Below are 24,613 nucleotides of genomic sequence, written 5' to 3' on the forward strand. Positions count from 1 at the left end.
CCTCCTCAGGCTTCTTAGACTTCTTAGGCGCCTTAGGCTCCTTAGGCTTCTTAGCAAAAAACTGACTCGCTAGAATGTAAACAGGATTCGGGTAACCAGCTTGATCATCCGCCAGTAATGCTTTTGAAACGATTCCTTATACATCTCACCGGCCTGGAAGCTGAATGTCGACTTTTCTTTCACAGGCTGGTTTTGTTGCCCTCTACCCTCTGAATTCGCCAACTCAAGAGACACAGCTCCGATCTGTTTTCCATCCAGTAAGATTTGCAGGCTTCCTCTCTGTCCAAGCCGGTAATCCATCGTATCTTCTTGAATGGGAACAACACCGGTTTGAAGCAGCTTCTGCTCCTCCTCCAGGAGCGGATAGTAGAATGAGCGGGAAGCAGTTCCTGTACTGCCTTGAACCGCCTCACCTTTGCTGACAATTTGCTTAAGCGGATAGTTTGCAAATCCATACTGCAAAAGACGCGCGTGATCGGACCAGTCATTCGAATCGTTTAAGGTCACGACAGCAAGCTGCTGTCCCCCTCTGGTTGCAGAGGATACCAGGCAGCGCTTGGCGAGCTTTGTATAGCCGGTTTTTACACCATCCGCACCCTCAAACAATCCCAGCATTTTATTTTTATTTAACCAGTTGTAATCCCACTCTTCATTTGGGTTCGGTACTTTCTTCGCCTTGGTTTTCACTATTTCTTGAAAAACAGGATTATTAAGCGCATAAGCGGTAAGCTTGGCCATATCATTAGCGCTCGAATAGTGGCCCTCCCCATCATCAAGACCAGAGGGATTTATGAAATGGGAATTTTTCATGCCGAGTTCCTTGGCCTTTTCATTCATCAGATAGACGAACCCCTCCAAGCTTCCTCCTACATGCTCAGCAATTGCTGTTGCAGCATCATTGCCGGAACGAAGCATAAGACCGTAGAGCATATTATTCAAGCTCATTTCCTCGCCCAGCTTTAAATATAGCGATGAGCCTTCTTTGGCATAGGCGTTCTTGCTAACTTTTACGGTATCGGATAATTTCCCATACTCTATAGCTACAATAGCGGTCATTATTTTGGTTAAGCTGGCAATCCTCATAGGCTCATCGCCCTTCTCACTATACAGAATACGCCCTGACTCAACATCAATGAGTGCTGCTCCAACGGCATACGTATCGATTTGCGGCGGACCTGCACTAACACTGTTGACGAATGTGCTTGTGAACAGTAAGATTCCAGCTGCCATAATAACCAAACTTCTCCGAATGAATGTCTTGAACGTCCTGAACGCCCTGAATGCCCTGACCATGATTTACCCCCTAAGAAATCTGGATTGACTGGACTGCACCGTTGTCCACATAACACTTGTACATGTATATGCTTGTTCGAATTGGTTATGTCCGCTGTTTACAAAGTGCCCATCACTCTGTATAATGAGGAAGAATTTTCATGTGCAGCACAGCCCAGAGCCTATCACAAGGGCTTTTTTTGCTTATTTCCAGATTCAAACACTTGATTACGCGGGAGGAGAATACTTATATGCTTCAAACTTGGTTGGCTTTAATTATTTTTCTTGTCGTCTATGCCATTATTATTTCTGAAAAAATCAATCGCACACTAATCGCCCTGATCGGAGCTGCATTACTTATCATCCTGGGTATAACGGATCTGCAGCTGGCATTCACCCAATATATCGAATGGAGAACCATTACCTTACTGGCCGGCATGATGATACTTGGAGGCTTCATCCAACAAACTGGGCTATTTCAATATGCTGCCGTCCGCACAGCGAAAGCCGCAAAAGGACACCCTTTGCGTATTCTTATATTTTTGTCAATTCTTGCGGCAGTTGCTTCGACAGTTTTGGACAATATTACGACCATACTACTGGTGGTTCCTATTACGCTTTCCATAACTAGAATCATCCAAGTCAATCCGGTGCCTTTTCTACTTGCTGAAATCATAGCTTCCAATATTGGAGGAACAGCCAGCTTAATCGGAAACCCTCTCAATATGATGATAGGCACGGCGAATCCGCATTTGACCTTTAACGCATTTATCCTTAACCTGGCTCCCATTGTGGTCATTATTTTGGCAGCAGCACTTATTTTCTTATATTTGGTTTATAAAAAGCAGCTCAAGCCCGACCCTAAGATCCAAGCCAAATTATTAACTATAAAAGAACGGGAATTCATTCAGGACCCTTCTCTTATCAAAAAATCGGTGATTGTGCTTGCTTTGACCCTTCTTGCATTCATCTTTCATACCTTTATTCAAGTAGAGCCGGCAGCAATTGCAATTGCAGGGGCCATACTCCTTATGTTGATTGGCACAAAACGGCAGTCTGCACATAAAGCTTTTGAACACGTGGATTGGGCTGCCCTGCTTTTCTTTGTCGGATTGTTTGCCTTGGTAGGTGGTCTTCAAGAGGTCGGGATCATTCGGAACCTGGCTCAAAAAGCGCTGGAAATTACACAGGGGGATATGGAATACGCATCTATCTTGATGCTTTGGGGATCTGCATTTGCTTCGGCAACTGTGGACAATATTCCTTTTGTCGTTACGATGATTCCTTTTATTAAGGAAATGGCCGACGGACTCGGGCTTGCAGTTGACTCCTCACAAATTACTACTTTGTGGTGGTCACTCGCATTAGGATCCTGCCTTGGAGGCAATGCGACGATGATTGGCGCTTCGGCCAACTTAATAGCGGCAGGCATGGCAGCCAAAGAGGGAAAAAGCTTCAGTTACTGGGAGTTCCTTAAGGTAGGAGCACCTATTACGCTTATTTCATTAGTGATTGCTCAGGTGTATGTATACTTAAGATACTTCATTTGAATTGAAAAGGACGCCTTCGTGGCGTCCTTTGATGAGTGTGCTCGTAATGTTAGTGCTAGGGGGAGGGAAGGGCTGTGGGCTCCAGCCGCTGTTAAAGATTTGTTCCCTTGAATGATATGGATATAGGGGTAGGAACAAATCTTTAAAGGCGGACGCTAACGCTCTTCCACCCACAGCCCTTCCCTCTTTTTAGCTTCAATCGTACGAACACCCAGCTCAAACGGATAGCCAGCAAGGTTTTTTTCTCTTGGTTGGAGGAGATTTTCCCGCGGGCAATGGCGCTGGGAATGAAGAGGGCGCGCAGCCGAGAAGGATCTGCTACTTTACCAATGTTTAACGATGTTTTTCATCATTAAAAGCACCAAGCCGTCTCCACAACCTTACTTTAACAATGAAAAACATCGTTAAAACCCCTTTTATCCACCCAGAGAAGCCATCCGGCCTCTTTTAGCGATGAAAATGAAAAAGAACCAGGGGAGACATCCATAAAAGGACAGCACCCTTGGCTCCTTGCTAGCTTACAGATTATTCCCCCGATGATGCAGCACTGATTCCACTTTGAGAAGATGCTGCATCATCGTATCATATGCCTTGCCCTCATTTCGATCAAAGATAGCTTCGTAAATTTTCCGGTGTTCTTGGAGCAGTCTCTGCGAGCTTGCTTTTTCGGCATAAAACCACAGCCTTCGAGATTCCATCATGCTTTCCTGCAGTCTTTGTGACAATAGCTCCATCATATGTAGAATAAGACCATTATGTGTGGCTTTAGCAAGCTGCAGATGAAATTTGGCATCCGCTTCTTCGCCGCGAACTTCATCATCGATCGAATCTTCCATTTCTTCTAAAATGTCACGAAGCACCTGCAGGTCTTCATCGGTTCTATTCTGCGCAGCAAGCCGCACACCACCGGTTTCCATGATTTTTCTAATCTCCAAAATTTCCTTCAGTGACTCCGCTCTGTCAAACAGATCCGGCGTCTCTCCGTCCTTGGGCAGCTGCTCAGCGACATAAGTACCTCCGCCCTGCAAAATATCTACCCATCCCATAGCCTTAAGGGCGCTTAAAGCTTCTCTGATCGTCGATCTCCCTACCCCAAAGCTGGTCGCCAGATCAACTACGGAAGAAAGCTTGTCTCCTGGCTTAAGCTCTCCAGATTCTATGGAGTCACGTATCCGGTTCATAACCATTTCATAACCCTTTAACGGTTTAACCTGATTAAAATTCATTGCATCCACCTCATCTTTCATCTTTCCATGATAGAGGATTTTGCCCAAAAAGTCATACAAAAAAAGCTGCCCGCTAGAGCAGCCCAATTGAAAATCTTTTTAAACGATAAAATTTGGATTATCTTGGTTGTTTGGGGCAGCTTGAGCGGCGTTCAAAGGATCCATAGTATGCGCTGTGCTTGTACCCTGCATCCCTTTGATCATACTTTGAATTTTCTCTGCTACTTGAGGGGCTGAATCAATTAAGCGCTCCAGGATATGGGTTTGGTTATCCAATGGAACAACTTTGACTCCAGCCTTGCCTACCACCAGGAAAGCAATTGGTGTAATGGAAACCCCGCCGCCGCTACCTCCTCCAAAGGGAAGCTCAACCTTGGCTGCACTTGCGTCCTGTCTGCCAGCTATAGCACCATCGTGCTTCACATGGGTAACAAATTCACTTCCCCCGGCTGCAAAGCCGAAACCAACCTTGGATATCGGCATGATGACACTGCCATCCGGTGTTTCTACCGGGTCACCAACAATCGTATTGACATCGACCATTTCTTTTATATTTTCCATGGCGACTTTCATTAATCCTTCGATTGGATGCTGTGTTAATGACATTTTTTATTCTCCTCCATTCTCGGATACCTAGTTGATCAAGGTTTTTGTTCGTTTATTAGGATATCCCAAAGTTATATAGGGTATGTGTCAAGAAAATAATTTCACTTTGCGGTTCATCATGATCCGATACCAGGTACGAAGACCGCCTTTCACCTTCAATATTCGGTACAATAACTGCACAGCAGCCAACATTGCATAGAAAAATCTTACACGAACCGCACAGGAAAACACAGTTGTAAACTGCATGCGGTTATATTCTGGAACCACTTCGATAAGCGGCCTGCACTTTATTTGGACATAAGGCATGATGAACCCGAGCAGAGACGATTTCATTGCCCACACGGCTCCTGTTGTTATTGCTGTTTCAGGTGCGTCCTCAAGGCCTACATGGGTACTCCAGGTCAGCTTCATGCATTGTACATGCGAAAGCGAACGCTTTAACCATTCATAGAGGTGAACTGCATTTTGCAGCAAAATCTTGGCTGTATGATAAAAACGGATGATTTTGTCTTGGGTAATACGTTCCTTGGTCTCACTCAGCGGGGCTGAAGTATTCTCGTTTACTAACTTGGATTTAACTTGAATTCCTTCGGCGAAGCCTTTAAATTTGATCATCGGCACGACATACCGGTAATGCAGTAAGCCAAATAAAGCCTGGATTTCGACAACAATCTCATCGTTATCCTTTTCTCTGGAAAAAAAGATGTTACCACTAATATAGCTGAAGCATAAAATCACAATAACAGCGAACAATACGATACCAACCACCCATAACCAGATCACGTTCATTCCTCCCCAAAACTCCCTAACAGCAAAAATGGTTAAAGCAAAAGTAGATATGCAAAAGTCAATTCAACAAAAAAACTCCGTTACAAAGAGCAGCCTTGCTCCCTTATAACGAAGTTTAGTATGACCATGAAATGGAAAACCATGCATAGTTGGTATATAAAGTATAAAAATATGTAGTAGAGCCTTTGTAAAGCTTTGTAGAGCCATGTAACGCTTTATTCGACTTCATCCGTTTGTACTTCATCAAATGTAATTTGCTTCGTATCAAGCTTGTCAAAAAGCATTTTTGTTTCTTCTTCTAAATCAAATTCATTTTGAAAGGAGGTTGGTTCAGGTAATTCCTGCAATGAGCTTAAGCCAAAATAATCAAGAAATGATTTGGTGGTGCGATAAAGAATCGGTCTTCCCACAGCTTCGGCACGGCCTTGTTCTTCAATTAAATCTTTGGCCGACAGCGTATGGAGGGCTCTATCGCTTTTTACGCCGCGTATTTCCTCGATTTCCACCCGTGTAATGGGCTGCTTGTAGGCAACAATAGATAATGTCTCCAATGCCGCTTGAGATAAGGAGGAGCGCGACGGACTGTAAGCAAGCCGTTCAAAAAAAGGTGCGTGCTCCACTAAAGTCGTTAACTGAAAAGCTCCGGCAATTTCAACAATTTGGATGCCCCGTTTATCGCGCTTCATATCGCCTTTTAATTCCACGACCAGATCAGTAATAAGCTTCACATCCTGCTCCATGACCTCCGCAATCTGCTTCGCATCCAACCCTTCGTCACCCGCGGCGAAAAGAAGCCCTTCAATAACTGATTTCATCTGCCGGTAGTTCAACGTTAAGCTCCTCCCCTTTAGCTTGAATGACAATATCCTCAAATAAGCTGTGCTGATAGCAAACCAGCTTCTTCATCTTCATTAATTCCAGTAAGGCCAAAAAAGTAACAACGACTTCCTCACGCGTCATTTGATAATCGAACAGCTTGGAAAAAAGAAACTTCCCGCTTCTCACTTTAAGCAGTTGGAGAACTTCCTTCATGCGGTCCTTAACGGATATTTCATCCCTACGGATCTTGGAAATCGTGTTACGGCTGACCATCTTGCGCAATGTTCGCTGAAAGGCAATAAGAAGATCCATGGCAACCAGTCCGAGTACAGGATTCTCTTGCACAACAGGTAAGAAGGTAGACAAATCTTCCGGCTCACGGGTGTACACCAAGCTCCGCTCGACCTCTTTATCGCGCAGCAAATCAGCTATTGATTTATATTTGCGATATTCAATCAGCTTCTGAACCAGCTCCGCACGAGGGTCGAAGTCATCCTCCATATCAAACAGAGCATCATCGTACTCGATGACAGGCGGCTTGGGCAACAGCATCTTGCTCTTGATCGAAAGCAAAGTAGCCGCCATCACCAGAAATTCGCTCGTAACATCGAGCTCCAGCTCGTGCATAGCCTGCACATATTCCAAATACTGATCCGTTATCTCCTTGACTGGTATGTTGTAAATATCCAGCTCATTCTTGTCGATCAAATGCAGCAAGAGATCAAGGGGGCCTTCAAACGCTTCTAGTTTATATGTTACTTTCATCGGGTTGTTGTATCCCCCTTGCTGCCTTGTTTAAGATTAAAGATATATGAAATCCAAAATTAAGCTTGTAATTGTTTGGATAGATTAGCCATTTCAATAGCTGATGCAGCGGCTTCCCAGCCTTTGTTGCCAGCTTTTGTACCAGCCCGCTCTACAGCTTGTTCAATTGAATCCGTTGTAAGCACCCCGAATATCGTAGGGACTCCTGTTTTCAATGAAATCGCAGAAACGCCTTTGGCAACCTCGCTGCATACATAATCAAAATGCGGAGTAGAGCCGCGGATAACTGTACCCAGTGTAATAACAGCGTCATACTTGCCGCTTTCGGCCATCTTCTGAGCAATTAACGAAATTTCAAAAGCTCCAGGTACCCAAGCAATTTCAATCTCATCATCAAGTACCCCATGTCGCTTAAGACCATCCAGCGCACCTGATAATAACTTGGAAGTTATAAATTCATTGAAACGTCCAACGACGATTCCATATTTTAAATTTTGTGAAACTAAATGACCTTCGTATACTTTTGGCATGATAATTTCTCCTTTTCTCTATCTAAAATTTAATTTTTTAAGCCCAGCTATTCCATTAAATGCCGCTGCCAGAATCATGAAATTCCAGCATATGACCCAACTTTTCCTGTTTCGTATGCAAATAGGCCGAATTATCTTCGTTAGTTTCCATTTGAATAGGAACCCGTTCGACAATTTCGAGGCCGTAGCCTTCTAGTCCTTTAATTTTGCGGGGATTATTGGTCAGCAGGCGAATTTTTCGAACTCCGAGATCCTTCAGAATTTGTGCGCCAATCCCATAGTCTCGAAGATCAGGAGCGAACCCAAGCTTAATATTCGCCTCAACAGTGTCAAATCCCTGCTCCTGCAAGGCATAAGCTTTTAATTTATTGATTAAGCCAATCCCTCTGCCCTCTTGCCGCATATACAGAAGCACGCCTGAGCCTGCAAGCTCGATTTGTTTCAAAGCTGCATCAAGCTGCGGTCCGCAGTCACAACGGTGGGAATGAAAGACATCTCCCGTCAAGCATTCGGAGTGAACCCTGACCAGAATTGGCTGGTCGGAATCAATAGTTCCTTTAACGAGCGCAACATGCTCCTTGTTGTCCAACTGATTTGTGTAAGCAACAGCTTTGAAGCTGCCTAGGTCTGTAGGTAGTTTAACCTCTACTTCCCGCTGAATCAAATTTTCCATTTGATTGCGGTAGTGGATCAGATCCTGAATCGTAATAATCCGCATACTATGCTTGTCGGCAATTTCCATTAAATCCGGAACACGGGCCATTGAACCGTCTTCCTTAATCACTTCACAAATTACCGCGGCAGGGTAGGAACCGCACATCTTGGCCAAATCCACAGCTGCCTCCGTATGGCCAGTCCTGCGCAGCACACCGCCCGCCTTCGCTACTAATGGAAATACATGACCGGGTCTGCGAAATTCCTGAGCGCGCGTGGCAGGGTTAATCAGAGCCTGAATTGTAGCCGAACGCTCATAAGCGGAAATACCCGTAGTTGTGCTGGCATGATCGACAGAAATCGTAAAGGCTGTTCCGTGATAATCCGTGTTACGGGCCACCATCTGCGGCAGATCCAGCTCCTGGGCACGCTGCTCCGTAATCGGTACACAAACGAGCCCGCGGCCTTCTTTAATCATAAAGTTGATGACCTCAGGTGTCGCCTTTTCGGCCAGGGCAATAAAATCCCCTTCATTTTCCCGATCTTCGTCATCGACAACAATAATCACTTTCCCCAAAATCAAATCATATATCGCATCTTCAATTTTGCTGAAATTGACATTATTTCTATCCACACTCGTATTTGTCTGTTCTCCCATGGTATATCCCTCCTATACATAACAAGCTTTCTTCAAAAGTGTGGAGCAAATTATTCATTGATGATGCACGGGTGGTAATACATAAAAACATGCTCGATTACATAAAACCATGCTCGGCTAGATAACTGGCGCTCATAGCATTTTGTTTGTTCTCTTGTGCAGTACCCTTGCTTGATTGAAATCCGAGTAGTCTTTCCATATATTTAGCCAAAACGTCACATTCGATATTCACAGTATCTCCTGGTTTTTTATCCTGAAGCACCGTTTGTGCTAGTGTGTGCGGTATGATCGATACAGATACTGAACGGTCATTTACATTTACAACTGTAAGACTAATTCCATCTATTGTAATAGAGCCGCTATTGATAATATATCTTAGAATCTCTGTTTTCTCTGGCTCAAAACGAAAAACAATCGAGTTTTCTTCAGGAGTACGGGAGACAATAACAGCCGTTGTGTCCACATGTCCTTGTACGATATGACCTCCGAAACGGCCATTCGCCGCCATCGCCCGCTCCAGGTTGACCTTAGAGCCGCTTTGCAGCTTGCAGAGATTAGTCTTCCGGAAGGTCTCAGGTATGACGTCGACGGAAAATGAGTCGCTGTCGTAGGTAATGACCGTTAAGCATACACCGTTAACAGATATGCTGTCCCCCAGATGCACGTCCTCAAGAACCCGATTAGCGCCTATAGTCAGTACCATCGATTGACCTTGCCGGTGAATACGGCGCATAATGCCGATTTCTTCTATGATTCCAGTGAACATAACTAGCCGTTCTCCTCCTCTCGTTCATACTGCGGGTAGCCTGTCAGGCATATATCTGCACCGAACTGCTCTACCTTCAGCCGTTCGAGCGTTATGGCCTCACTCATCTTCTCGAAGCCTTCAAAAGCGAAATTCGCTGGTGCTCCAGCTCCACCGATTATCTTAGGTGCGTAGAACAGCACCATCTTGTCGATGAGCCGCTGCTCCAGCATCGCGCCGTTCAGGCGCCCTCCACCCTCGAGGAGGATGGAGCCGATCTCCCGCTCGCCAAGCTGCCGCATGGCGAGGGCAAGATCCACCTGCGGGCCTTCGCCGCAGGTGAGGATCTCGATGCCACGCGCTTCCAGCGCGGCACGGCGTTCAGCGGGCGCCTGCCCGCCTGCGAGCAGGATCGTCGGCTGACGATCCTGCTCCTGCAGCACGCGGGCGCCTAGCGGGATTCGCAGCTGCGAATCCGCGACGAGCCGGACCGGCTGCAAAGCCGGTACCGGGAGCCGCGCGTCCAGCTGCGGGTCGTCGGCGAGGACCGTGCCGACGCCAACGAGGATGCCCTGGTGCCGATGGCGCAGGGTATGCACTGCGGCGCGCGAGGCCTCGCCGGTGATCCACCTGCTGTGACCGGTCTTGGAGGCGATCCGCCCATCCAGCGTACTCGCTGTCTTCAGCGTCACAAAAGGCATCTTAGTAACGATGTACTTATTAAAAGCCTCATTCAGCACCGAAGACACTCCCGCCAGCAGCCCGACCTCAACCTCAAGACCATGACTCCTTAGCTTCGCAATGCCAGTACCCGCAACCTGAGGATTCGGATCAACATCGGCTACAACAACTCGCTTTACACCAGCTTCTATTAGACGATCGCTGCAGGGCGCCGTTTTTCCATAATGACTACACGGTTCAAGCGTGACATAAGCTGTACAGCCCATGGCTTCCTCACCAGCAAGCAGCAATGCATTTACCTCGGCATGACCTTCGCCACGCTTCAAATGCGCGCCCATCCCAATGATGCGCCCATTCTTCACAAGCACACAGCCTACAACCGGGTTGATACCTGTCTGCCCCATTGCACTCTCTGCCATTTGCAGCGCAAGTCTCATATAAGTCTCATCATTGAGCAGTTGGATAATAGCACACCCCCTCGACAATTAAATGAAATGGACGTTCTCCGTACGGGTTTATTGAACTAAAAAAGCCCCATTCCTCCGAAGGATAGGGGCTCTGATCGGAAAATTTTCCAACACGAATAAATCTCCTGCGTTGTAAGCTTTGACTTTAGCTCCATCGTTCCTCAAAATCATCTCGAAACAAACGCAGACAGCTTGATAAAAAAGCTGAAGACCACGCAGCATCAAAAAAGAGTACATGTGAAAAAAAGTACAAAGTTCCGCATTCAAAAAAGTATTCGCGTTCTCCTTCTCCCATCCAGACTATACTGTCGGTCTCGGACTTGCACCGAGTCAACCGGAATGAGGCCTCGGCATATACCGTTCAGCTTCATTACGGGTCACGGACTGAACATCTTGCCAGACTGGCTGCCAGATGTAACACCGCCGGTGGGGAATTGCACCCCGCCCCGAAGGATATTCGTTTTTTCATTTTTATAAAATCTTATAGCAACCAAACCGCCGCTATATCAAGGTTTTCAAAGGCATCAGGATAATAATTATCCATAACTTCTAACTCCAGTTGGAATTGATAAATCACACATAAAAAACTACCCAAGCTTGGCCTTTGTTCAGAACATATCCTTAAGAATTTTGTTCGGAAAATCTACCTTAATTAATTTTAAACTTTACCACTAGATAGCAAAAAAAGCAAGCGACTAACTCGGATATATTTCTATATATTGTGAAAAATGCTCCTAAAAAGAGCAGTACTGGCTGTATGTATTGTATATTTGGGTAACTTAACAATGAATTTGTGGCCGTCCTTATATTGAGGTTCAGAGAAAAGGCCTAATTACTTTTTTGAAAACAGTCGTTACGAGTTTAAATTTTTAAGTATAGTTTTTTAAATATAATTTCATATATTACCAATAAAAGTCACATACCTTCTCTCCCTCTTCAAAATGATTCTCAGGATAGTTGAACAAAAATATTTGAAATTCTTTTTAAGTAGCTATAGCTATATTTGATGGAGCCGCCAAGTGCAAAAACAAAAAAAGCCACGAATACATTCGTGGCTCATCATGTTTAATTTACACTTCTACGATTTCAACTTTCTCAATAACATCTTTTCCTTTAAGGGCATCGACGAATTCCATGCCTTTGCTTACTTTACCGAACACAGTGTGGACACCGTCAAGGTGCGGCTGCGGCTGATAGCAAATATAGAACTGGCTGCCTCCGGTATTGCGTCCTGCATGCGCCATAGCCAGCGTGCCGCGCTCATGCTTGTTAGGGTTGATTTCACAATCGATAGAATATCCGGGACCACCAGATCCTGAACCATTCGGACATCCACCTTGGGCTACAAAGCCTGGGATAACACGATGAAAAGTCAGTCCATTATAAAAACCCGAATTTGCGAGCTTTTCAAAATTAGCCACTGTGTTCGGAGCTTCCTTGTCAAATAAATCGATCACAACGTCCCCGCCATTAGCGAGTTTTACATTTGCTTGCTTAGCCATGTGTGGTCTCCTCCAAAAATCAATATAGTTATATTGTACTATGAATGTATCATTTTCTCAAATCAAGAGATCTTGGGCTGAGCGTATGTCTTTCATATGCCTTTCATCCACAAGATATCCTCTGCTGCTCTATTGATTTGCTTGCTTCATTCTTTCAGGAATAACATCATTTCCGATGATATCTTTATACGATTCACGCTTCACGATAAGATCTGCATGTCCATCCTTTACGAATACAACAGCCGGACGGCGAATCCGGTTATAATTGCTTGCCATCGCGTAGTTATAAGCACCTGTACAGGATACGGCAAGAATATCACCGTTCTCTACTTTAGGAAGCGACAAATCCCAAATAAGCATATCGCCACTCTCACAGCATTTGCCGGCTATTGATACCACTTCTTCTGCTGGCTCCGTAGCACGATTTGCCAAAACCGCTTCGTACTCCGAATCATAAAGCGCAGGACGTGGATTATCAGTCATACCGCCATCTACTGCAACGTATTTGCGTACGCCTGGGATATCTTTGGTTGTTCCGACTGTGTAGAGTGTAGTTCCAGCATCTCCAACGATGCTGCGTCCAGGCTCAACCCAGATTGCAGGCAATGGATAATCATTGCTGCTGAAATTCTCTCTTACCGCATCCGTGATTGCTTTCACATACACAGCAACAGGAAGTGGTGTATGTCCTTCTACATAACGGATACCAAAACCTCCGCCCAAGTTAATGACCTTGAAAGTCACCTGCAGCTCACTGCGCACTTGAACAGCGAAATCAGCAACTCTCTCAGCAGCCATTCTGAAGCCTTCAACTTCAAAAATTTGCGAGCCAATATGGGAATGCACACCAAGAATAGTCAAGCTGCTAAGCTTAGAAGCTTCTTCAACCGCTTTGTAAGCTGAACCATTGCCCAGATCGAAGCCGAATTTGGAATCGGTCTGTCCGGTCGAAATAAATTCGTGGGTATGTGCTTCTACACCTGGTGTAATACGAAGCAGAACATTCACATTTTGTCGCTTCTCAGCAGCAATACTATTGAGCACAGGAAGCTCAGAGAAATTATCGACTACAAAACAACCGATCTTGGCGTCAATCGCCATTTCAATTTCTTCAGGTGTTTTGTTATTTCCGTGAAAATGAATACGTTCTGCTGGAAAACCAGCCTCTAAAGCTGTATAAAGTTCACCGTCAGATACAACATCAAGAGACATGCCCTCTTCTGCTACTATTCTGCACATTGCTTTCACACAGAAAGCTTTGCTGGCGTAAGCTACTTGAAATTGGAAACCCGAAGCGCGGAAAGCATCCACATATTCGCGGCAGCGCTGACGAATTAATGCTTCATCATATACAAATAGTGGCGTGCCAAACTCTTCTGTCAGCTTCTTGGTGTCGACTCCTCCGATTTCAAGGCGCCCCTGGTCATTTATTTGACTGGTACCGTGTAAATAATACATAGCTCTGGTTTCCCCTTTTCCTTCTCATTGCGCGGGTTACATCATTTTTAGTGAATTTCACACGCTCTACTATTAAAATTACCATAAGGAAAGTATATTTGACAACAGAAGTTTCGACAGAAAGGTCAGACAAGGCTCTTATTGTTAATTCATTTCTTAATAAATAAACCATTCAAACAAGGCGCCAATAACTTTACCGAGGATCATCGCCATCAGCAGCCATATCATATAGTCACCCAAACCTATGCGCTTAGCCAGTATCGGAAGTACATTGATGACTTCTGTCAAGGCAGCAGCCAGTGTTCCTACAAAGCAGCCCGCGAACAATCCAATTAATGCAGCTCCAAGTGGAAATAAATACAGCTTTATATTCATGAAATCCAGCCCGGTGAAAACCAGAGAGCCAGCCACTACAGCCGTTTCAAAGGCATGCATTCGATGCCAAGAGCGTGTGATTTGAACCAATCTAGGAATGATATCCAGCACGAGCAGAAAGGCTACAAACCCGCTTCCCACGGCAATTCCGCCTGCTAAGCCAACGAATATAGACACTCCTGCATGCAGCAGCCCGGTCATGATGGAGGATCCTTATGATCATGAATCTTAACATATTCCTCAGTTATAACGAAGTGGTTAAGATTTTCTTGGTAAAGAAACATTTCCATTTCCAAAGGACTAGGCTCTTCATTAAATTTTTTCTTAAACAAATGATTGAAAAAAATAACCATACCTACACCAATTCCAATTGAGTAGGGAACTTGCAGCAAATACGGATGCTCAGTTTTATTCCCCGTGATCAACTCATATAGACGAATATGAACCTCAAGCATGCTTACATCAGCATGAAAATTCATAATGGCTAGTCCAGAGCCAACAAATAAAAGCAGCCAGACAAATACAACTCCAACCAGATTAGGCCGTCTTTTAACTGTATTAATCTCGAGCAAAACATGAGGCTCACCGAAATGTTCAATTTGTAATTGTGGAAAACGCTCTTTGATTTTGCGAACGATCAGCATCATATCTATAAGAACACGGTTGCCATCTTCCTGTCGCGGCTGATAAATCGTGAGCTGTGCCAGCTTTTGTTCATACTCAGGCTCTGCAAGCATTTGGGCGATATCTCCGAGTTTAACAGCTTGCCCTTTTTGAACTAGTGCTCTTCGCCGTAAACGAATATAGAGGCATTGTGCAGTCGCTTGTCCCATATTCCCACTCCCTGCAGCTTGCTTTTTCCTTAGTATGGGTTTTGTCAGATACTTATATCATTATAACTTGCTGGTAATTCCTGTCCTTTGAGCTGAATGCATAAAACACATATTCCTTTGGAGATAGTAAGGATGAGCTTGAAATCAATACACTCTGTAAAAAGAAACGGGTGAATAAAATGGCGAAGTTGGCTTTAACGTTAGTTATTATCGGAGCGCTGAATTGGCTTCTTGTGGGCTTTTTCGAATGGGATTTAGTCGCAGCCATATTAGGAGGGGATTCTCATAGAGAATCTTCTGGCATCAGCCGTGTTATCTACGCGCTTGTGGGGATCGCTGGATTATATTGCATTCGGTTTTACTTTGAGGAAAATGCAGCTTCCAGATAATGTGCAGGTTCTTAGAATCAGCCTAAAAAGCCCGTGTTCCCTCTTCTTGAGGAAACCCGGGTTTTTTGGAGCCTCAGCGTTATTTCACAGTTTTTACTACGGTTTTTACTAAGCTTTTTACTAAGCTATTCTTTACAATGCTATTTGATCTTTTATAAGCTGCAGAATCTTTTTTTCAAGCCTGGACACCTGAACCTGTGAAATGCCCAGCCTTCGGGCTACCTCGGATTGAGTCTGATCCCGGAAATACCGCAGGTACACAATTAATCGTTCACGCTCGGAAAGTGTTCCAATCGCTTCATTAAGCGCCAGCTTCTCAAACCATTTCTCCTGCGATTCATCGGCGATTTGATCCATCAAGGTTATAGGGTCGCCGTCGTTTTCAAATACCGTTTCATGAATCGAAGATAGCGGTTTATTTGCCTCTTGCGCAAATACGACTTCCTCGGGACTGACCATAAGCTCCTCGGCCACTTCTTTGATCGTAGGAAGCCTTCCAAGGCGCTTAGCCAGCTCGTCCTTCGCTTTCCTGATCTTGTTAGCCAGTTCCTTTAAGGAACGGCTCACCTTTAGAGTGCCATCATCACGCAGAAACCGCTGAATCTCTCCGATTATCATCGGAACTGCATAGGTTGAAAATTTCACATCATAAGAGAGATCGAATTTATCTACTGATTTCAGCAGCCCAATACAACCAATTTGAAATAAATCCTCTGCCTCGTATCCCCGATTTAGAAATCGTTGAACGACCGACCAAACCAGGCGGATGTTGCAATTGACCAGTGTTTCTCTGGCAAGCTGATCCCCTGATTGGCTGAGAGCGATTAATCTCTTGACTTCATTATCATCCAGGTATCTGTGAGAAGCATGTTTCACATCTACGTCCATAGATCAAACCCCTAATTGGTTAAAGCTTTTTTAGATTCGATTCGCTTCATCATGGTAATTCTTGTTCCGATGCCGACAGCCGATACAATTTCAACTTCATCCATGAAATTTTCCATAATCGTAAAGCCCATACCTGAGCGCTCCAGTTCCGGCTTGGAAGTATAGAGCGGCTGCTTAGCTTGCTCCAAATCTTCAATACCGGCCCCGCTATCTTCAACCGTCAGACGTACACAATCATTTTCCAGATGCGTAGTGATCGTAATCATCCCATCCCTTCGATTGTTGTAGCCATGAATAATCGCATTTGTAACTGCTTCGGAAACAACCGTTTTGATATCCGTCAGCTCGTTCAGATTAGGATCCAGCTGCGTCACAAAGGCCGCAACGGTCACTCTGGCAAAAGCTTCATTCTCGGAAAGGCTGACGAACTGCAGCGTCATAAAGTTCTTATCACTCATAGCGCAACCTCCAGACTGGAAATTGCGGACCGCTCATTATCTTGAATGGAAACAATTTTGAACATTCCTGATAATTCAAACAGTCTGTACACTGGCGGTGTAACATCGCATACGACCATCTTGCCGCCCTTACTCGTGATTTGCTTGTACCGTCCAAGCACTACTCCAAGACCAGAGCTATCCATGAAGGTAAGATCCCTCAAGCTAAGAATGACATGGCGCGTTTGCTCCTTGGAAATCGCTTCTTCCATGCGTGCTTTTACCGCATCAGCTGTATGGTGGTCAAGCTCACCTTTAAGCCTTACAATTAATGCTCTTCTGCCTTGTTCGAATTCAATTTGAAGACTCACTCTTTCCCTCACTCCTTCCCTTCATGAGAGTAGAGTTCTACAGAGAAAGAGCCAATTCCTGCCAGCCGACAAAACTAGAAGCAATGCGACAAAAGCACTTAAAATACCTGTTTATTCGCATTGCTTCTGACCTTTGTATTCCTCTTCTTTACCTTTTATTTTAGTAAGAACAGGTTTGAAGTGGTGCGTTTAAGCAGCTTCCACCAGCCGGCCTTACTTACAGCAACAGGTGATTCCAGCGGGAACTCAGATATGAGCGCATCGTCTTTGTAGACCATAATTTTTCCGATCGGTTGTCCAAGCGTTATCGGTGCTTTTAGTCCTGGCTCCAACTGAAGCTCATGACGCAGTCCCTTGGAGGCTTCACCTTTCTTCAGTAAAAGGCTATAATTTTGCTTCGCAACTAACGGCACCTGGGTTTGCGCACCCTTGCTCACATTAAAGCTTCCTAGGCTATCTCCTGCTTTAAAAAGCGGATAATTCGTATACTGGGCAAATGCATAGTCAAACAGCTTCGTGACTTCCGCATTTCTTGTTTTTGTATTCGGTTCCCCCATTACTACAGCAATAACACGCAAATTATCTCTCTTGGCCGTAGCGGATAAGCAAAACTTCGCCTCACTCGTGTAGCCGGTCTTTAATCCGTCCGCACCTGTGTAAAAACGAACGAGCTTATTCGTATTCACTAACCAGAAAGGAGTTTCAGCATCCTTGCGCAAATAGTCCTGGTACGCCCCAGTAAACTTCGTAATGATTGAATGCTTAAGCAGTTCTCTGGACATAATCGCGATGTCTTGAGCAGTCGTGTAATGATTCTCAGCAGGCAAACCGTTGCAGTTAACAAAATGGGTATTCTTCATGCCCAACTGCTCGGCCCGTTCGTTCATCATTTGCACGAAATTCTCTTCGGAGCCAGCGAGCTTCTCAGCCATGGCTACTGACGCGTCATTTCCCGAAGCCATTGCGATACCCTTAAGCATCTCTTCGACGCTCATTTCTTCACCAGGCTCCAGGAATATTTGCGAGCCTCCCATTGAAGCCGCGTATTCACTCGTGCTAACCTTTTCGGTCATTTTTATTTTTCCTTGATCCAAAGCTTCCATAATCAGCAGCATCGTCATTATCTTCGTAATACTGGCTGGCGGCAGCTTCGTATCCATATTTTTATTCATAATAATCGTTCCCGTATCTGCGTCCATCAGAACAGCGGATAATGCATTAGGTGTCATGTCGATCGGCTGAACTGTTTGCTCAGCAGCGTAAATTCCCGGCAATAGCAGCATGAACACCAGCTGCAGCCCCATCAAACTAATCAATCCTTTTTTTAGCAAAGCCATTTCTACCCCTCCTGAGCATATGACAAATTAATTGCAACACAGAACATGGAAATCCTGCTACCTAGTCTTAACCATTTATAGATAAAATATTCCAAAAGTCTGCAAAAGAAAAAGCACTCCCTTATTCAGAGAATGCTTACCTATGAACTTGCCTTCTATTCAAAATGATTTCCCGCTTTGCCAGCGATTCTACACCGAATTCAGATGATGACCTCATAGATCAAGCGCACAGCTTCCGGCTTATGATCCGTTATTCGGAAAGCTTGCAGTACGAGCTCAATAACAGATTGGACATCCTCCCGGTTGGCATGAAGTGTACAGAGAGATTCGCCTATAGCAGCAGTATCACCAATTTTTTTGTTCAAAGTAATACCTACACCATAGTCAATCGGATCTTCCTTTCTTGCTCTGCCAGCACCAAGCAGCATAGCAGCAATACCCATTTGCTCGGCATCAATTTCAGTTAAATAGCCTTCGACCTGCGAAACTACATCGATATGAAAAGCTGCTGAGGGAAGCAGTTCCGGATGATCAACAACCATAGGATCGCCCCCTTGACTTGCAATGAAGCTTTTGAAGGTCTCTATCGCGTCTCCGCTTCTGACAACCTTCTCAACAGCAGCTCGCGCTTCCTCAATATGGGTGAATTTCCCTCCAAGCATTACCATATATGCCGCCACAGAAATCGCTACCTCTGTCAGATCTGCATCACCCTGGCCGCGGAGTACATCGATGGACTCTCGAATTTCACCAGCATTTCCAATTTCACGACCCAGCGGCTGTTCCATCCCTGTGATTAAAGCGATCGTATTCAACTGCACGTTTTTTCCTATATTAACCATTGTTGCAGCCAAGGCTCTCGCGTCTTCTTGTGATTTCATAAAAGCGCCCGACCCGATTTTCACATCAAGGACTATGGCATCTGCACCTGAAGCAATTTTTTTGCTCATAATCGAGCTTGCTATTAAAGGAATGGAGTCCACGGTAGCTGTCACGTCGCGTAGAGCATACATCTTCTTATCGGCCGGGGCCAGATTCCCGCTTTGCCCTACTATCGCTATTTTATGCAGGTTAACTGCTGAAATAAATTCCTCTTTGCTAAGCTCAACACGGAACCCTGGGATCGACTCCAACTTATCAATGGTTCCCCCGGTATGACCTAGTCCGCGTCCTGACATTTTAGCAATGGGTACACCGAAATAGGCGGCTATAGGAGCCACAATAAGGCTGATTTTATCGCCAACGCCACCCGTAGAATGCTTGTCGACTTTAATCCCCTCAATAGCAGACAAATCGATGACATCACCAGAATGAGCCATTGATAAAGTCAGATAGGAGGTTTCTTCGTCAGTCATGCCTTTCCAATGAATAGCCATAAGAAAAGCAGACATCTGATAATCGGGAATGTCTCCTGCCGTATAGCCGTTCACGATAAATTCAATTTCTTCCTTGTTTAGGGAAGATCCTGATTTCTTCTTTTGTATCAAGTCAACCATCCTCATGGGGAATCCTCCTAATTGAGCGAATATAAAAAAAGGAGCCTGCGTGAGCTCCCTTCTTGGTGGCAAATCTTATTGTACAATCAGTGTTGACTTCATATCGGCATGTCCTTCTCCGCAAGGCAGAACACAGATCACTTCATAATTTCCTGCTGCATCAAAGCTTATTTCCTGCGACGGATTGTTCTTGTCCAGGGTTACATCCAATCCCTCACCGGTAATATGAACGGCATGTATGCCTTCCTTTTGTACCAGGGATACTTTAAGCTTGTCTCCTTTTGTAACCTTATATTCAGGTTCATCAAAGTGCCAATTAGAAGCAACAATTTTAAGTGATTTTCCTGCGTCCTCTGATTCGGCTGCGATTTCAGCGCGATGTGCAGAAATATTTTGAAAGAGGACACCTACCCCAAGCACGGATGCACTGATAAATAACACAAAGTAAACCCACTTATACATGCTTATCCCCCCATATTATATTCACTCCGTTTATTTTACAAAACATTACGCCTGAAGCCACACATCTGTGGTGGCAAATCCTTGAAATTTTTGTGACGAAAATGTGAACAAACCACAGGCTCCAGGCAAAAATAAAAAAATCACCGAAATCACTCTGTTAGATTATCCTATTTATGTTCGATTTAGACGTCCAATTCGTTCGCGAATTTGAAAACCGCTTTCAGCAGCAGCCAAAGGTCCACGGTACCTTCTTAACTCTTCCTTTTCATTAAGCTGTTGTATTTCTTTATTTAAGCGCAATGAGCAGTCCACACACATCTTATGCTTACGAATCGGAGCGCCGCAGGAGCAGCACGGATAATTTAAATTGGGGTAGTCTGTTATGAGCAGTCTGCCTTCCTTGATCCATCCTTGAATATATTTGGCAGAAACCCCTGTTGCTTCCGTCAACTGCTCTTCAGTAGACTTATGATTCCGGCGTAAGTAATCGAAGCATTTGTTCAAGGCAGCATCAATTTCACGACTACACTCTATACATTGATTTCGATGATTTTTTTGAAATACTTTGCCACAGCAAGGGCAATTGGCTACTTGCAGCTGGGGACTCGGCATATTCTATCACATCCTTAAACCAAGCTAAGTAAGAGAACCTACGCTCACTCCGATTTCGAATAGTACTAATTCACTATATTGTAGCATGGTTATCTCCAGTTTCATAGTTCCCTAGACACATTTCCCGGAATAATTGCATGAGAAAAACGCCTTGTGGTGTCTTTTGATGAGCTTGTACTTGACGTGGGACGTTGCGGAGGGAAAGGATGTGGGCAGGGATGTGGGCTCCAGCCGCTGTTAAAGATTTGTTCCCTTGAATGTTATAGACGAGGGGGTTGGAACAAATCTTTAAAATCGGACGCTACCGCTCTTCCGCCCCCCCCCCCTTTTCGCTCTCTCTAGCTACAATCGCACGAATAGCACGAATAGCACGAACACCAAGTTCAAACGGACAGCCAGTAAGGGTTTTCCTCTTGGTTAGAGGAGATTTACTAACGCGAACGCTTAAGATCAAGATCTGAGAAGGAGTCTGCTACTTTAACGATGTTTTTCATCGCTAAAAGCAACTGGTCGTCTCCACACCCTACTTTAACGATGAAAAACATCGTTAAGTCAAGCACAATCTCAATTCTGGGGAGGCGGTGGCTGCTTAATATCACTCTTATCCACCAGGCAACTCCAAAAACATATACTTTCTTTCACGAAAAAAAGACTGCTATAATAAACAGTCTTCCTGAACCATCAGCAATTTTTATTTAGTTCTGTTAGCTCGATTTAGTTCAAGTAAGTCAAGTAAGTCAAATTCTGTTCTAGGTCTAAGTTCTACTTCACTTCACGCACAAAAGCTCTCACAAGGGAAATAAACTTAGGCTTCGTCCGATTCGCCACAGCTACAACCTGTTCATGGCTGAGAGGCTCCAGTTCCTCGCCTATGGCCATGTCCGTGATGCAGGAAATGCCCAGCACCTTAAGGCCAGCATGACTGGCAGCGATTGTCTCCCCGACCGTGGACATGCCAACCGCATCACCACCAAGTCTGGCCAGCATCGTCAGCTCTCCAGGTGTCATGTAGGTCGGTCCGGCAATGCCGGAATAGACGCCTTCCTGAAGGACTAAAGGATTCCCTGCAGCGTCGTAGACTTCTCTGGCGAGCTTATGAGCAAGCTGCCGATATTCGTAGTCATAGGCTTTGGACATGTCAGGAAACCGTGCTCCTAGCTCGGCATCATGAGGTCCAATCAATGGATTGTCCCCAGTCATATTCAGATGATCGCTAATTAGCATTAAATCTCCAGCCTTAAAAGTCCGGTTCATACCGCCAGCTGCGTTCGTCATCACGACGCTGTCTACTCCAAGCTGCTTCATCACGTATATTGGAAAGACGACTTGCTTCATGGAATAGCCTTCATAATAATGAAAACGGCCCTGCATGACAAATACCCGTTTTCCTTCCAGCGTGCCGATAACAAATCGCCCCGCGTGCCCTTCAACGGTTGAGACTGGAAAGTGAGGGATCTCCGAATAGTTGATCGTCACAGCCTGTTCTACCAGTTCGGCCATATCTCCAAGCCCAGAACCAAGAACAAGACCCATAACTGGTTTGGTCTTGGTTGTATTTGAAAGCCCGGATTCATTCAAACGAGAGGTGATATAGGCTGATGCTTCTTTAATTTGCTTCATATAAGATTGGGTACTATGCATAGGGCTCATCCCTCCCTCCTATAACGCTTTAATAATGCCAAGAACAAGCTTAAGAAACTTCGGCTTAACCTTCTCTGTCGTTTCCATTACTTCCGCATGGGATAATGGCTGATCTAGGATCCCTGCCGCCATATTGGCAATACAAGAGAAGCCCAAAACCTCAATGCCTGCATGTCTGGCAACGATCACTTCCGGTACCGTCGACATGCCAACAGCAGCTGCTCCAAGAACTCTCAGCATGCGGATCTCAGCAGGTGTCTCATAGGAAGGACCCAGCAAACCAGCATATACGCCTTCACGCAGGCTCAACCCCTGCTCCGCCGCTGTGTCGTGGGCAAGCTGTCTCAGACGACGGCTGTACGCCTCGGACATATCAGGAAAACGTGCCCCCAGATTATTGTCATTCGGGCCAATTAGCGGATTGCGGTAGGTCAAATTCAAGTGATCGGAGATGACCATCAAATCACCGACCTCATACGAGGTATCGATGCCTCCAGCCGCATTGGTCACAATTAAAGTACGAACTCCTAGCTCCTTCATGACCCGGACAGGAAAGGATACCGTTTCCACGCCGTACCCTTCATAAGTATGAAAGCGTCCCTTCATCATCACTACATTTTTCCCTTGAATACTGCCTACTACAAGTTCTCCTGCATGTCCTTCCACTGTAGAAACTGGAAAATGGGGGATGGAGGAATACTCAATAGCAACAGGGTTTTCTATCAAATCAGCAACAATGCCAAGCCCTGAGCCTAGAATCAAACCGATTTCTGGTTGAATACCTGTTTCTTTGCGGATAAAAGCTGCCGCCTCAAGAATTTGTGCTGAATAGGATGATGTAGACATTAATATTTCCTCCCAAAATCATTTTTACTGTAAATTTGCCAAAAAACTAATTCCGTTTCCGTTAGTAGAAACCTTAAAATTATCTGCTATCGTAGCTCCAAGGTCAGAGAAAGTGGCACGGGTCCCAATAGAGCGAGAAGCAGTGAAGCTGGGGTTATAGAGCAGAATCGGCACATATTCCCTCGTATGATCGGTCCCGGGATGTATAGGATCATTGCCATGATCAGCCGTTATCACCAGCAGATCATCAGCACCAATGTGTTCCATAATAGCAGGCAGCCACTCATCAAAATGTTGCAAAGCTTTCCCGTAACCAACAGGGTCTCGACGATGGCCATACAAAGAATCGAAATCAACCAGATTCGTAAATACGAGCCCTTTAAATGAGCCCTTTAACGCCTCAATCGTTTGCTGGATGCCATCAAGATTACTTTTGGTCGTTATGGCTTGCGTAACCCCTTCACCGGAATATATATCGTTAATTTTACCGATTGCTATCACGTCCAGACTAGCGTCCTTCAGCTCGTTCATAACCGTTCGTGCAGGAGGCTTGACCGCATAATCATGACGATTTGGCGTTCTGGTAAAACTTCCAGGTTTCCCTGTGTAAGGACGGGCGATTACTCTTCCTACTGCGAATTCATCCTGCAAGGTTAATTTCCTGGCAATCTCACAAGCCCTATATAGCTCCTCCAGCGGAATGATTTCCTCATGTGCAGCTAGCTGAAAAACACTATCTGCTGAAGTATACACGATCCATGCTCCTGTGCGCATCTGCTCTTCGCCCAGCTCGACCAGTATTTCTGTACCGGAAGCAGGCTTATTGCCAATCACAGGACGGCCAGTCGCTTGTTCGAATTGCTCGATAAGCTTGACTGGAAAACCATCGGGATATACGGCAAAAGGAATTTCGACCTTCAGCCCCATAAGCTCCCAATGTCCAGTCATCGTATCCTTGCCTAAGGAAGCCTCCGCCATTTTACCATAATAAGCGCCAGGGTCTGATGCAGCAGGAATATGCTGCAGCTCAGCAATATTCCCTAGCCCCATTTTCTGCAGATTAGGCAGAGAAAACCCGGGAGTGCGCTCAGCAATATGACCCAGCGTGTGGGAGCCAGTGTCACCAAAGCGCTCCGCATCCGGCAATTCACCTATGCCAACGCTATCCAGCACAATTACACATATCCTCTTGAATGGCATAGTT

At 45.2% G+C, this 24,613-nt stretch carries 26 protein-coding genes and 1 riboswitch; of the genes, 2 read left to right on the forward strand and 24 right to left on the reverse strand.

Annotation, left to right across the window (positions count from 1 at the left end):
• Positions 1-69: 69 nt before the first annotated feature.
• Positions 70-1,293, reverse strand: coding sequence for a D-alanyl-D-alanine carboxypeptidase family protein (locus tag J2Z66_RS02545; RefSeq protein WP_376774356.1), 1,224 nt, complete (start codon positions 1,291-1,293; stop codon positions 70-72).
• A 230-nt stretch (positions 1,294-1,523) separates the two neighbouring features.
• Between J2Z66_RS02545 and J2Z66_RS02550 the strand changes: the two genes are divergently transcribed.
• Positions 1,524-2,822: an ArsB/NhaD family transporter gene (locus J2Z66_RS02550; RefSeq protein WP_209969681.1), complete on the forward strand. Its 1,299-nt coding sequence runs from the start codon at positions 1,524-1,526 to the stop codon at positions 2,820-2,822.
• Positions 2,823-3,340: 518 nt separating this feature from the next.
• On the opposite strand, the gene J2Z66_RS02555 is transcribed toward J2Z66_RS02550, so the two are convergent.
• The 13 genes from J2Z66_RS02555 to J2Z66_RS02615 form a co-directional block, all read right to left on the reverse strand.
• Complete coding sequence (locus J2Z66_RS02555; RefSeq protein WP_209969683.1) at positions 3,341-4,048, reverse strand: FadR/GntR family transcriptional regulator; 708 nt, start codon at positions 4,046-4,048, stop codon at positions 3,341-3,343.
• Positions 4,049-4,147: 99 nt separating this feature from the next.
• Complete coding sequence (ytfJ, locus tag J2Z66_RS02560) at positions 4,148-4,654, reverse strand: GerW family sporulation protein (protein ID WP_209969684.1); 507 nt, start codon at positions 4,652-4,654, stop codon at positions 4,148-4,150.
• 87 nt (positions 4,655-4,741) lie between these two features.
• The gene (locus J2Z66_RS43740) at positions 4,742-5,437 is read right to left on the reverse strand and encodes a DUF2953 domain-containing protein (RefSeq protein WP_209969686.1); all 696 of its coding nucleotides are present in this window, start codon (positions 5,435-5,437) and stop codon (positions 4,742-4,744) included.
• A gap of 221 nt (positions 5,438-5,658) precedes the next feature.
• Positions 5,659-6,273 (reverse strand): SMC-Scp complex subunit ScpB, encoded by a 615-nt coding sequence (scpB, locus tag J2Z66_RS02570; RefSeq protein WP_209969688.1) that lies wholly within the window; start codon positions 6,271-6,273, stop codon positions 5,659-5,661.
• Positions 6,242-7,027: a segregation and condensation protein A gene (locus J2Z66_RS02575; protein ID WP_209969690.1), complete on the reverse strand. Its 786-nt coding sequence runs from the start codon at positions 7,025-7,027 to the stop codon at positions 6,242-6,244. Before J2Z66_RS02575 ends, scpB begins: the two co-directional genes overlap by 32 nt.
• 59 nt (positions 7,028-7,086) lie before the next feature.
• Positions 7,087-7,557 carry a 6,7-dimethyl-8-ribityllumazine synthase gene (gene ribH / locus J2Z66_RS02580; protein ID WP_209969692.1) on the reverse strand — a complete coding sequence of 157 codons (471 nt, stop codon included), beginning with the start codon at positions 7,555-7,557 and terminating at the stop codon, positions 7,087-7,089.
• 55 nt (positions 7,558-7,612) lie between these two features.
• A complete protein-coding gene (locus tag J2Z66_RS02585) occupies positions 7,613-8,869 on the reverse strand; it encodes a bifunctional 3,4-dihydroxy-2-butanone-4-phosphate synthase/GTP cyclohydrolase II (protein WP_209969694.1) in 1,257 nt (418 codons plus the stop codon).
• Positions 8,870-8,966: 97 nt separating this feature from the next.
• Entirely contained in the window at positions 8,967-9,635 is a 669-nt protein-coding gene (ribE, locus tag J2Z66_RS02590; RefSeq protein WP_209969695.1) for a riboflavin synthase, read from the reverse strand.
• A 2-nt stretch (positions 9,636-9,637) separates the two neighbouring features.
• Entirely contained in the window at positions 9,638-10,759 is a 1,122-nt protein-coding gene (ribD, locus tag J2Z66_RS02595) for a bifunctional diaminohydroxyphosphoribosylaminopyrimidine deaminase/5-amino-6-(5-phosphoribosylamino)uracil reductase RibD (RefSeq protein ID WP_312894390.1), read from the reverse strand.
• Between the two features lie 282 nt (positions 10,760-11,041).
• A riboswitch (FMN riboswitch) is annotated at positions 11,042-11,220 on the reverse strand.
• A gap of 612 nt (positions 11,221-11,832) precedes the next feature.
• A complete protein-coding gene (locus J2Z66_RS02600) occupies positions 11,833-12,264 on the reverse strand; it encodes a peptidylprolyl isomerase (RefSeq protein ID WP_209969698.1) in 432 nt (143 codons plus the stop codon).
• A gap of 129 nt (positions 12,265-12,393) precedes the next feature.
• Complete coding sequence (lysA, locus tag J2Z66_RS02605; protein WP_209969700.1) at positions 12,394-13,722, reverse strand: diaminopimelate decarboxylase; 1,329 nt, start codon at positions 13,720-13,722, stop codon at positions 12,394-12,396.
• Positions 13,723-13,878: 156 nt separating this feature from the next.
• Positions 13,879-14,298 carry a stage V sporulation protein AB gene (locus J2Z66_RS02610; RefSeq protein ID WP_209969702.1) on the reverse strand — a complete coding sequence of 140 codons (420 nt, stop codon included), beginning with the start codon at positions 14,296-14,298 and terminating at the stop codon, positions 13,879-13,881.
• Positions 14,295-14,930 (reverse strand): stage V sporulation protein AA, encoded by a 636-nt coding sequence (locus J2Z66_RS02615; RefSeq protein WP_209969704.1) that lies wholly within the window; start codon positions 14,928-14,930, stop codon positions 14,295-14,297. Before J2Z66_RS02615 ends, J2Z66_RS02610 begins: the two co-directional genes overlap by 4 nt.
• 179 nt (positions 14,931-15,109) lie before the next feature.
• Between J2Z66_RS02615 and J2Z66_RS02620 the strand changes: the two genes are divergently transcribed.
• Positions 15,110-15,319, forward strand: coding sequence for a DUF378 domain-containing protein (locus J2Z66_RS02620; protein WP_209969705.1), 210 nt, complete (start codon positions 15,110-15,112; stop codon positions 15,317-15,319).
• Between the two features lie 132 nt (positions 15,320-15,451).
• Here J2Z66_RS02620 and sigF read toward each other — a convergent pair whose 3' ends face one another.
• The 10 genes from sigF to deoB all read right to left on the reverse strand — a co-directional run bounded on the left by sigF (position 15,452) and on the right by deoB (position 24,609).
• Positions 15,452-16,207: an RNA polymerase sporulation sigma factor SigF gene (gene sigF / locus J2Z66_RS02625; protein WP_209969707.1), complete on the reverse strand. Its 756-nt coding sequence runs from the start codon at positions 16,205-16,207 to the stop codon at positions 15,452-15,454.
• Between the two features lie 11 nt (positions 16,208-16,218).
• Entirely contained in the window at positions 16,219-16,665 is a 447-nt protein-coding gene (spoIIAB, locus tag J2Z66_RS02630) for an anti-sigma F factor (RefSeq protein ID WP_209969708.1), read from the reverse strand.
• The gene (gene spoIIAA, locus J2Z66_RS02635) at positions 16,662-17,015 is read right to left on the reverse strand and encodes an anti-sigma F factor antagonist (RefSeq protein ID WP_209969710.1); all 354 of its coding nucleotides are present in this window, start codon (positions 17,013-17,015) and stop codon (positions 16,662-16,664) included. The genes spoIIAB and spoIIAA overlap by 4 nt, the downstream gene beginning before the upstream one ends.
• A gap of 155 nt (positions 17,016-17,170) precedes the next feature.
• Positions 17,171-18,298, reverse strand: coding sequence for a D-alanyl-D-alanine carboxypeptidase family protein (locus J2Z66_RS02640; protein WP_281068791.1), 1,128 nt, complete (start codon positions 18,296-18,298; stop codon positions 17,171-17,173).
• A 254-nt stretch (positions 18,299-18,552) separates the two neighbouring features.
• Positions 18,553-19,854 carry a pyrimidine-nucleoside phosphorylase gene (locus J2Z66_RS02645; protein ID WP_209969712.1) on the reverse strand — a complete coding sequence of 434 codons (1,302 nt, stop codon included), beginning with the start codon at positions 19,852-19,854 and terminating at the stop codon, positions 18,553-18,555.
• 69 nt (positions 19,855-19,923) lie between these two features.
• Complete coding sequence (locus J2Z66_RS02650) at positions 19,924-20,310, reverse strand: cupredoxin domain-containing protein (RefSeq protein ID WP_209969714.1); 387 nt, start codon at positions 20,308-20,310, stop codon at positions 19,924-19,926.
• Positions 20,311-20,481: 171 nt separating this feature from the next.
• Positions 20,482-20,922, reverse strand: coding sequence for a flagellar protein (locus J2Z66_RS02655; RefSeq protein WP_209969715.1), 441 nt, complete (start codon positions 20,920-20,922; stop codon positions 20,482-20,484).
• Between the two features lie 762 nt (positions 20,923-21,684).
• A complete protein-coding gene (locus J2Z66_RS02660; RefSeq protein ID WP_209969717.1) occupies positions 21,685-22,563 on the reverse strand; it encodes a purine-nucleoside phosphorylase in 879 nt (292 codons plus the stop codon).
• 18 nt (positions 22,564-22,581) lie between these two features.
• Entirely contained in the window at positions 22,582-23,409 is an 828-nt protein-coding gene (locus J2Z66_RS02665; RefSeq protein WP_209969719.1) for a purine-nucleoside phosphorylase, read from the reverse strand.
• Positions 23,410-23,433: 24 nt separating this feature from the next.
• Positions 23,434-24,609 (reverse strand): phosphopentomutase, encoded by a 1,176-nt coding sequence (gene deoB / locus J2Z66_RS02670; RefSeq protein ID WP_209969720.1) that lies wholly within the window; start codon positions 24,607-24,609, stop codon positions 23,434-23,436.
• Positions 24,610-24,613 lie beyond the last annotated feature (4 nt).

The sequence above is a fragment of the Paenibacillus eucommiae genome (assembly GCF_017874215.1).
Classification (GTDB): Bacteria; Bacillota; Bacilli; order Paenibacillales; family NBRC-103111; genus Paenibacillus_AI; species Paenibacillus_AI eucommiae.

What these genes read in the sequence shown, in the direction of transcription:
- J2Z66_RS02555 (WP_209969683.1), bottom strand. Translation starts at nt 4,048, where the DNA reads ATGAATTTTAATCAGGTTAAACCGTTAAAGGGTTATGAAATGGTTATG.
- J2Z66_RS02620 (WP_209969705.1), top strand. Translation starts at nt 15,110, where the DNA reads ATGGCGAAGTTGGCTTTAACGTTAGTTATTATCGGAGCGCTGAATTGG.
- J2Z66_RS02575 (WP_209969690.1), bottom strand. Translation starts at nt 7,027, where the DNA reads ATGAAAGTAACATATAAACTAGAAGCGTTTGAAGGCCCCCTTGATCTC.
- J2Z66_RS02640 (WP_281068791.1), bottom strand. Translation starts at nt 18,298, where the DNA reads ATGCTGCTATTGCCGGGAATTTACGCTGCTGAGCAAACAGTTCAGCCG.
- spoIIAB (WP_209969708.1), bottom strand. Translation starts at nt 16,665, where the DNA reads ATGAGTGATAAGAACTTTATGACGCTGCAGTTCGTCAGCCTTTCCGAG.
- sigF (WP_209969707.1), bottom strand. Translation starts at nt 16,207, where the DNA reads ATGGACGTAGATGTGAAACATGCTTCTCACAGATACCTGGATGATAAT.
- J2Z66_RS02655 (WP_209969715.1), bottom strand. Translation starts at nt 20,922, where the DNA reads ATGCCGAGTCCCCAGCTGCAAGTAGCCAATTGCCCTTGCTGTGGCAAA.
- deoB (WP_209969720.1), bottom strand. Translation starts at nt 24,609, where the DNA reads ATGCCATTCAAGAGGATATGTGTAATTGTGCTGGATAGCGTTGGCATA.
- J2Z66_RS02665 (WP_209969719.1), bottom strand. Translation starts at nt 23,409, where the DNA reads ATGTCTACATCATCCTATTCAGCACAAATTCTTGAGGCGGCAGCTTTT.
- ribE (WP_209969695.1), bottom strand. Translation starts at nt 9,635, where the DNA reads ATGTTCACTGGAATCATAGAAGAAATCGGCATTATGCGCCGTATTCAC.
- J2Z66_RS02650 (WP_209969714.1), bottom strand. Translation starts at nt 20,310, where the DNA reads ATGTATAAGTGGGTTTACTTTGTGTTATTTATCAGTGCATCCGTGCTT.
- J2Z66_RS02645 (WP_209969712.1), bottom strand. Translation starts at nt 19,854, where the DNA reads ATGAGGATGGTTGACTTGATACAAAAGAAGAAATCAGGATCTTCCCTA.
- lysA (WP_209969700.1), bottom strand. Translation starts at nt 13,722, where the DNA reads ATGTATTATTTACACGGTACCAGTCAAATAAATGACCAGGGGCGCCTT.
- ytfJ (WP_209969684.1), bottom strand. Translation starts at nt 4,654, where the DNA reads ATGTCATTAACACAGCATCCAATCGAAGGATTAATGAAAGTCGCCATG.
- ribH (WP_209969692.1), bottom strand. Translation starts at nt 7,557, where the DNA reads ATGCCAAAAGTATACGAAGGTCATTTAGTTTCACAAAATTTAAAATAT.
- J2Z66_RS02585 (WP_209969694.1), bottom strand. Translation starts at nt 8,869, where the DNA reads ATGGGAGAACAGACAAATACGAGTGTGGATAGAAATAATGTCAATTTC.
- J2Z66_RS02615 (WP_209969704.1), bottom strand. Translation starts at nt 14,930, where the DNA reads ATGGGACAAGCGACTGCACAATGCCTCTATATTCGTTTACGGCGAAGA.
- J2Z66_RS02550 (WP_209969681.1), top strand. Translation starts at nt 1,524, where the DNA reads ATGCTTCAAACTTGGTTGGCTTTAATTATTTTTCTTGTCGTCTATGCC.
- J2Z66_RS02610 (WP_209969702.1), bottom strand. Translation starts at nt 14,298, where the DNA reads ATGACCGGGCTGCTGCATGCAGGAGTGTCTATATTCGTTGGCTTAGCA.
- J2Z66_RS02545 (WP_376774356.1), bottom strand. Translation starts at nt 1,293, where the DNA reads ATGGTCAGGGCATTCAGGGCGTTCAGGACGTTCAAGACATTCATTCGG.
- J2Z66_RS02600 (WP_209969698.1), bottom strand. Translation starts at nt 12,264, where the DNA reads ATGGCTAAGCAAGCAAATGTAAAACTCGCTAATGGCGGGGACGTTGTG.
- J2Z66_RS02660 (WP_209969717.1), bottom strand. Translation starts at nt 22,563, where the DNA reads ATGCATAGTACCCAATCTTATATGAAGCAAATTAAAGAAGCATCAGCC.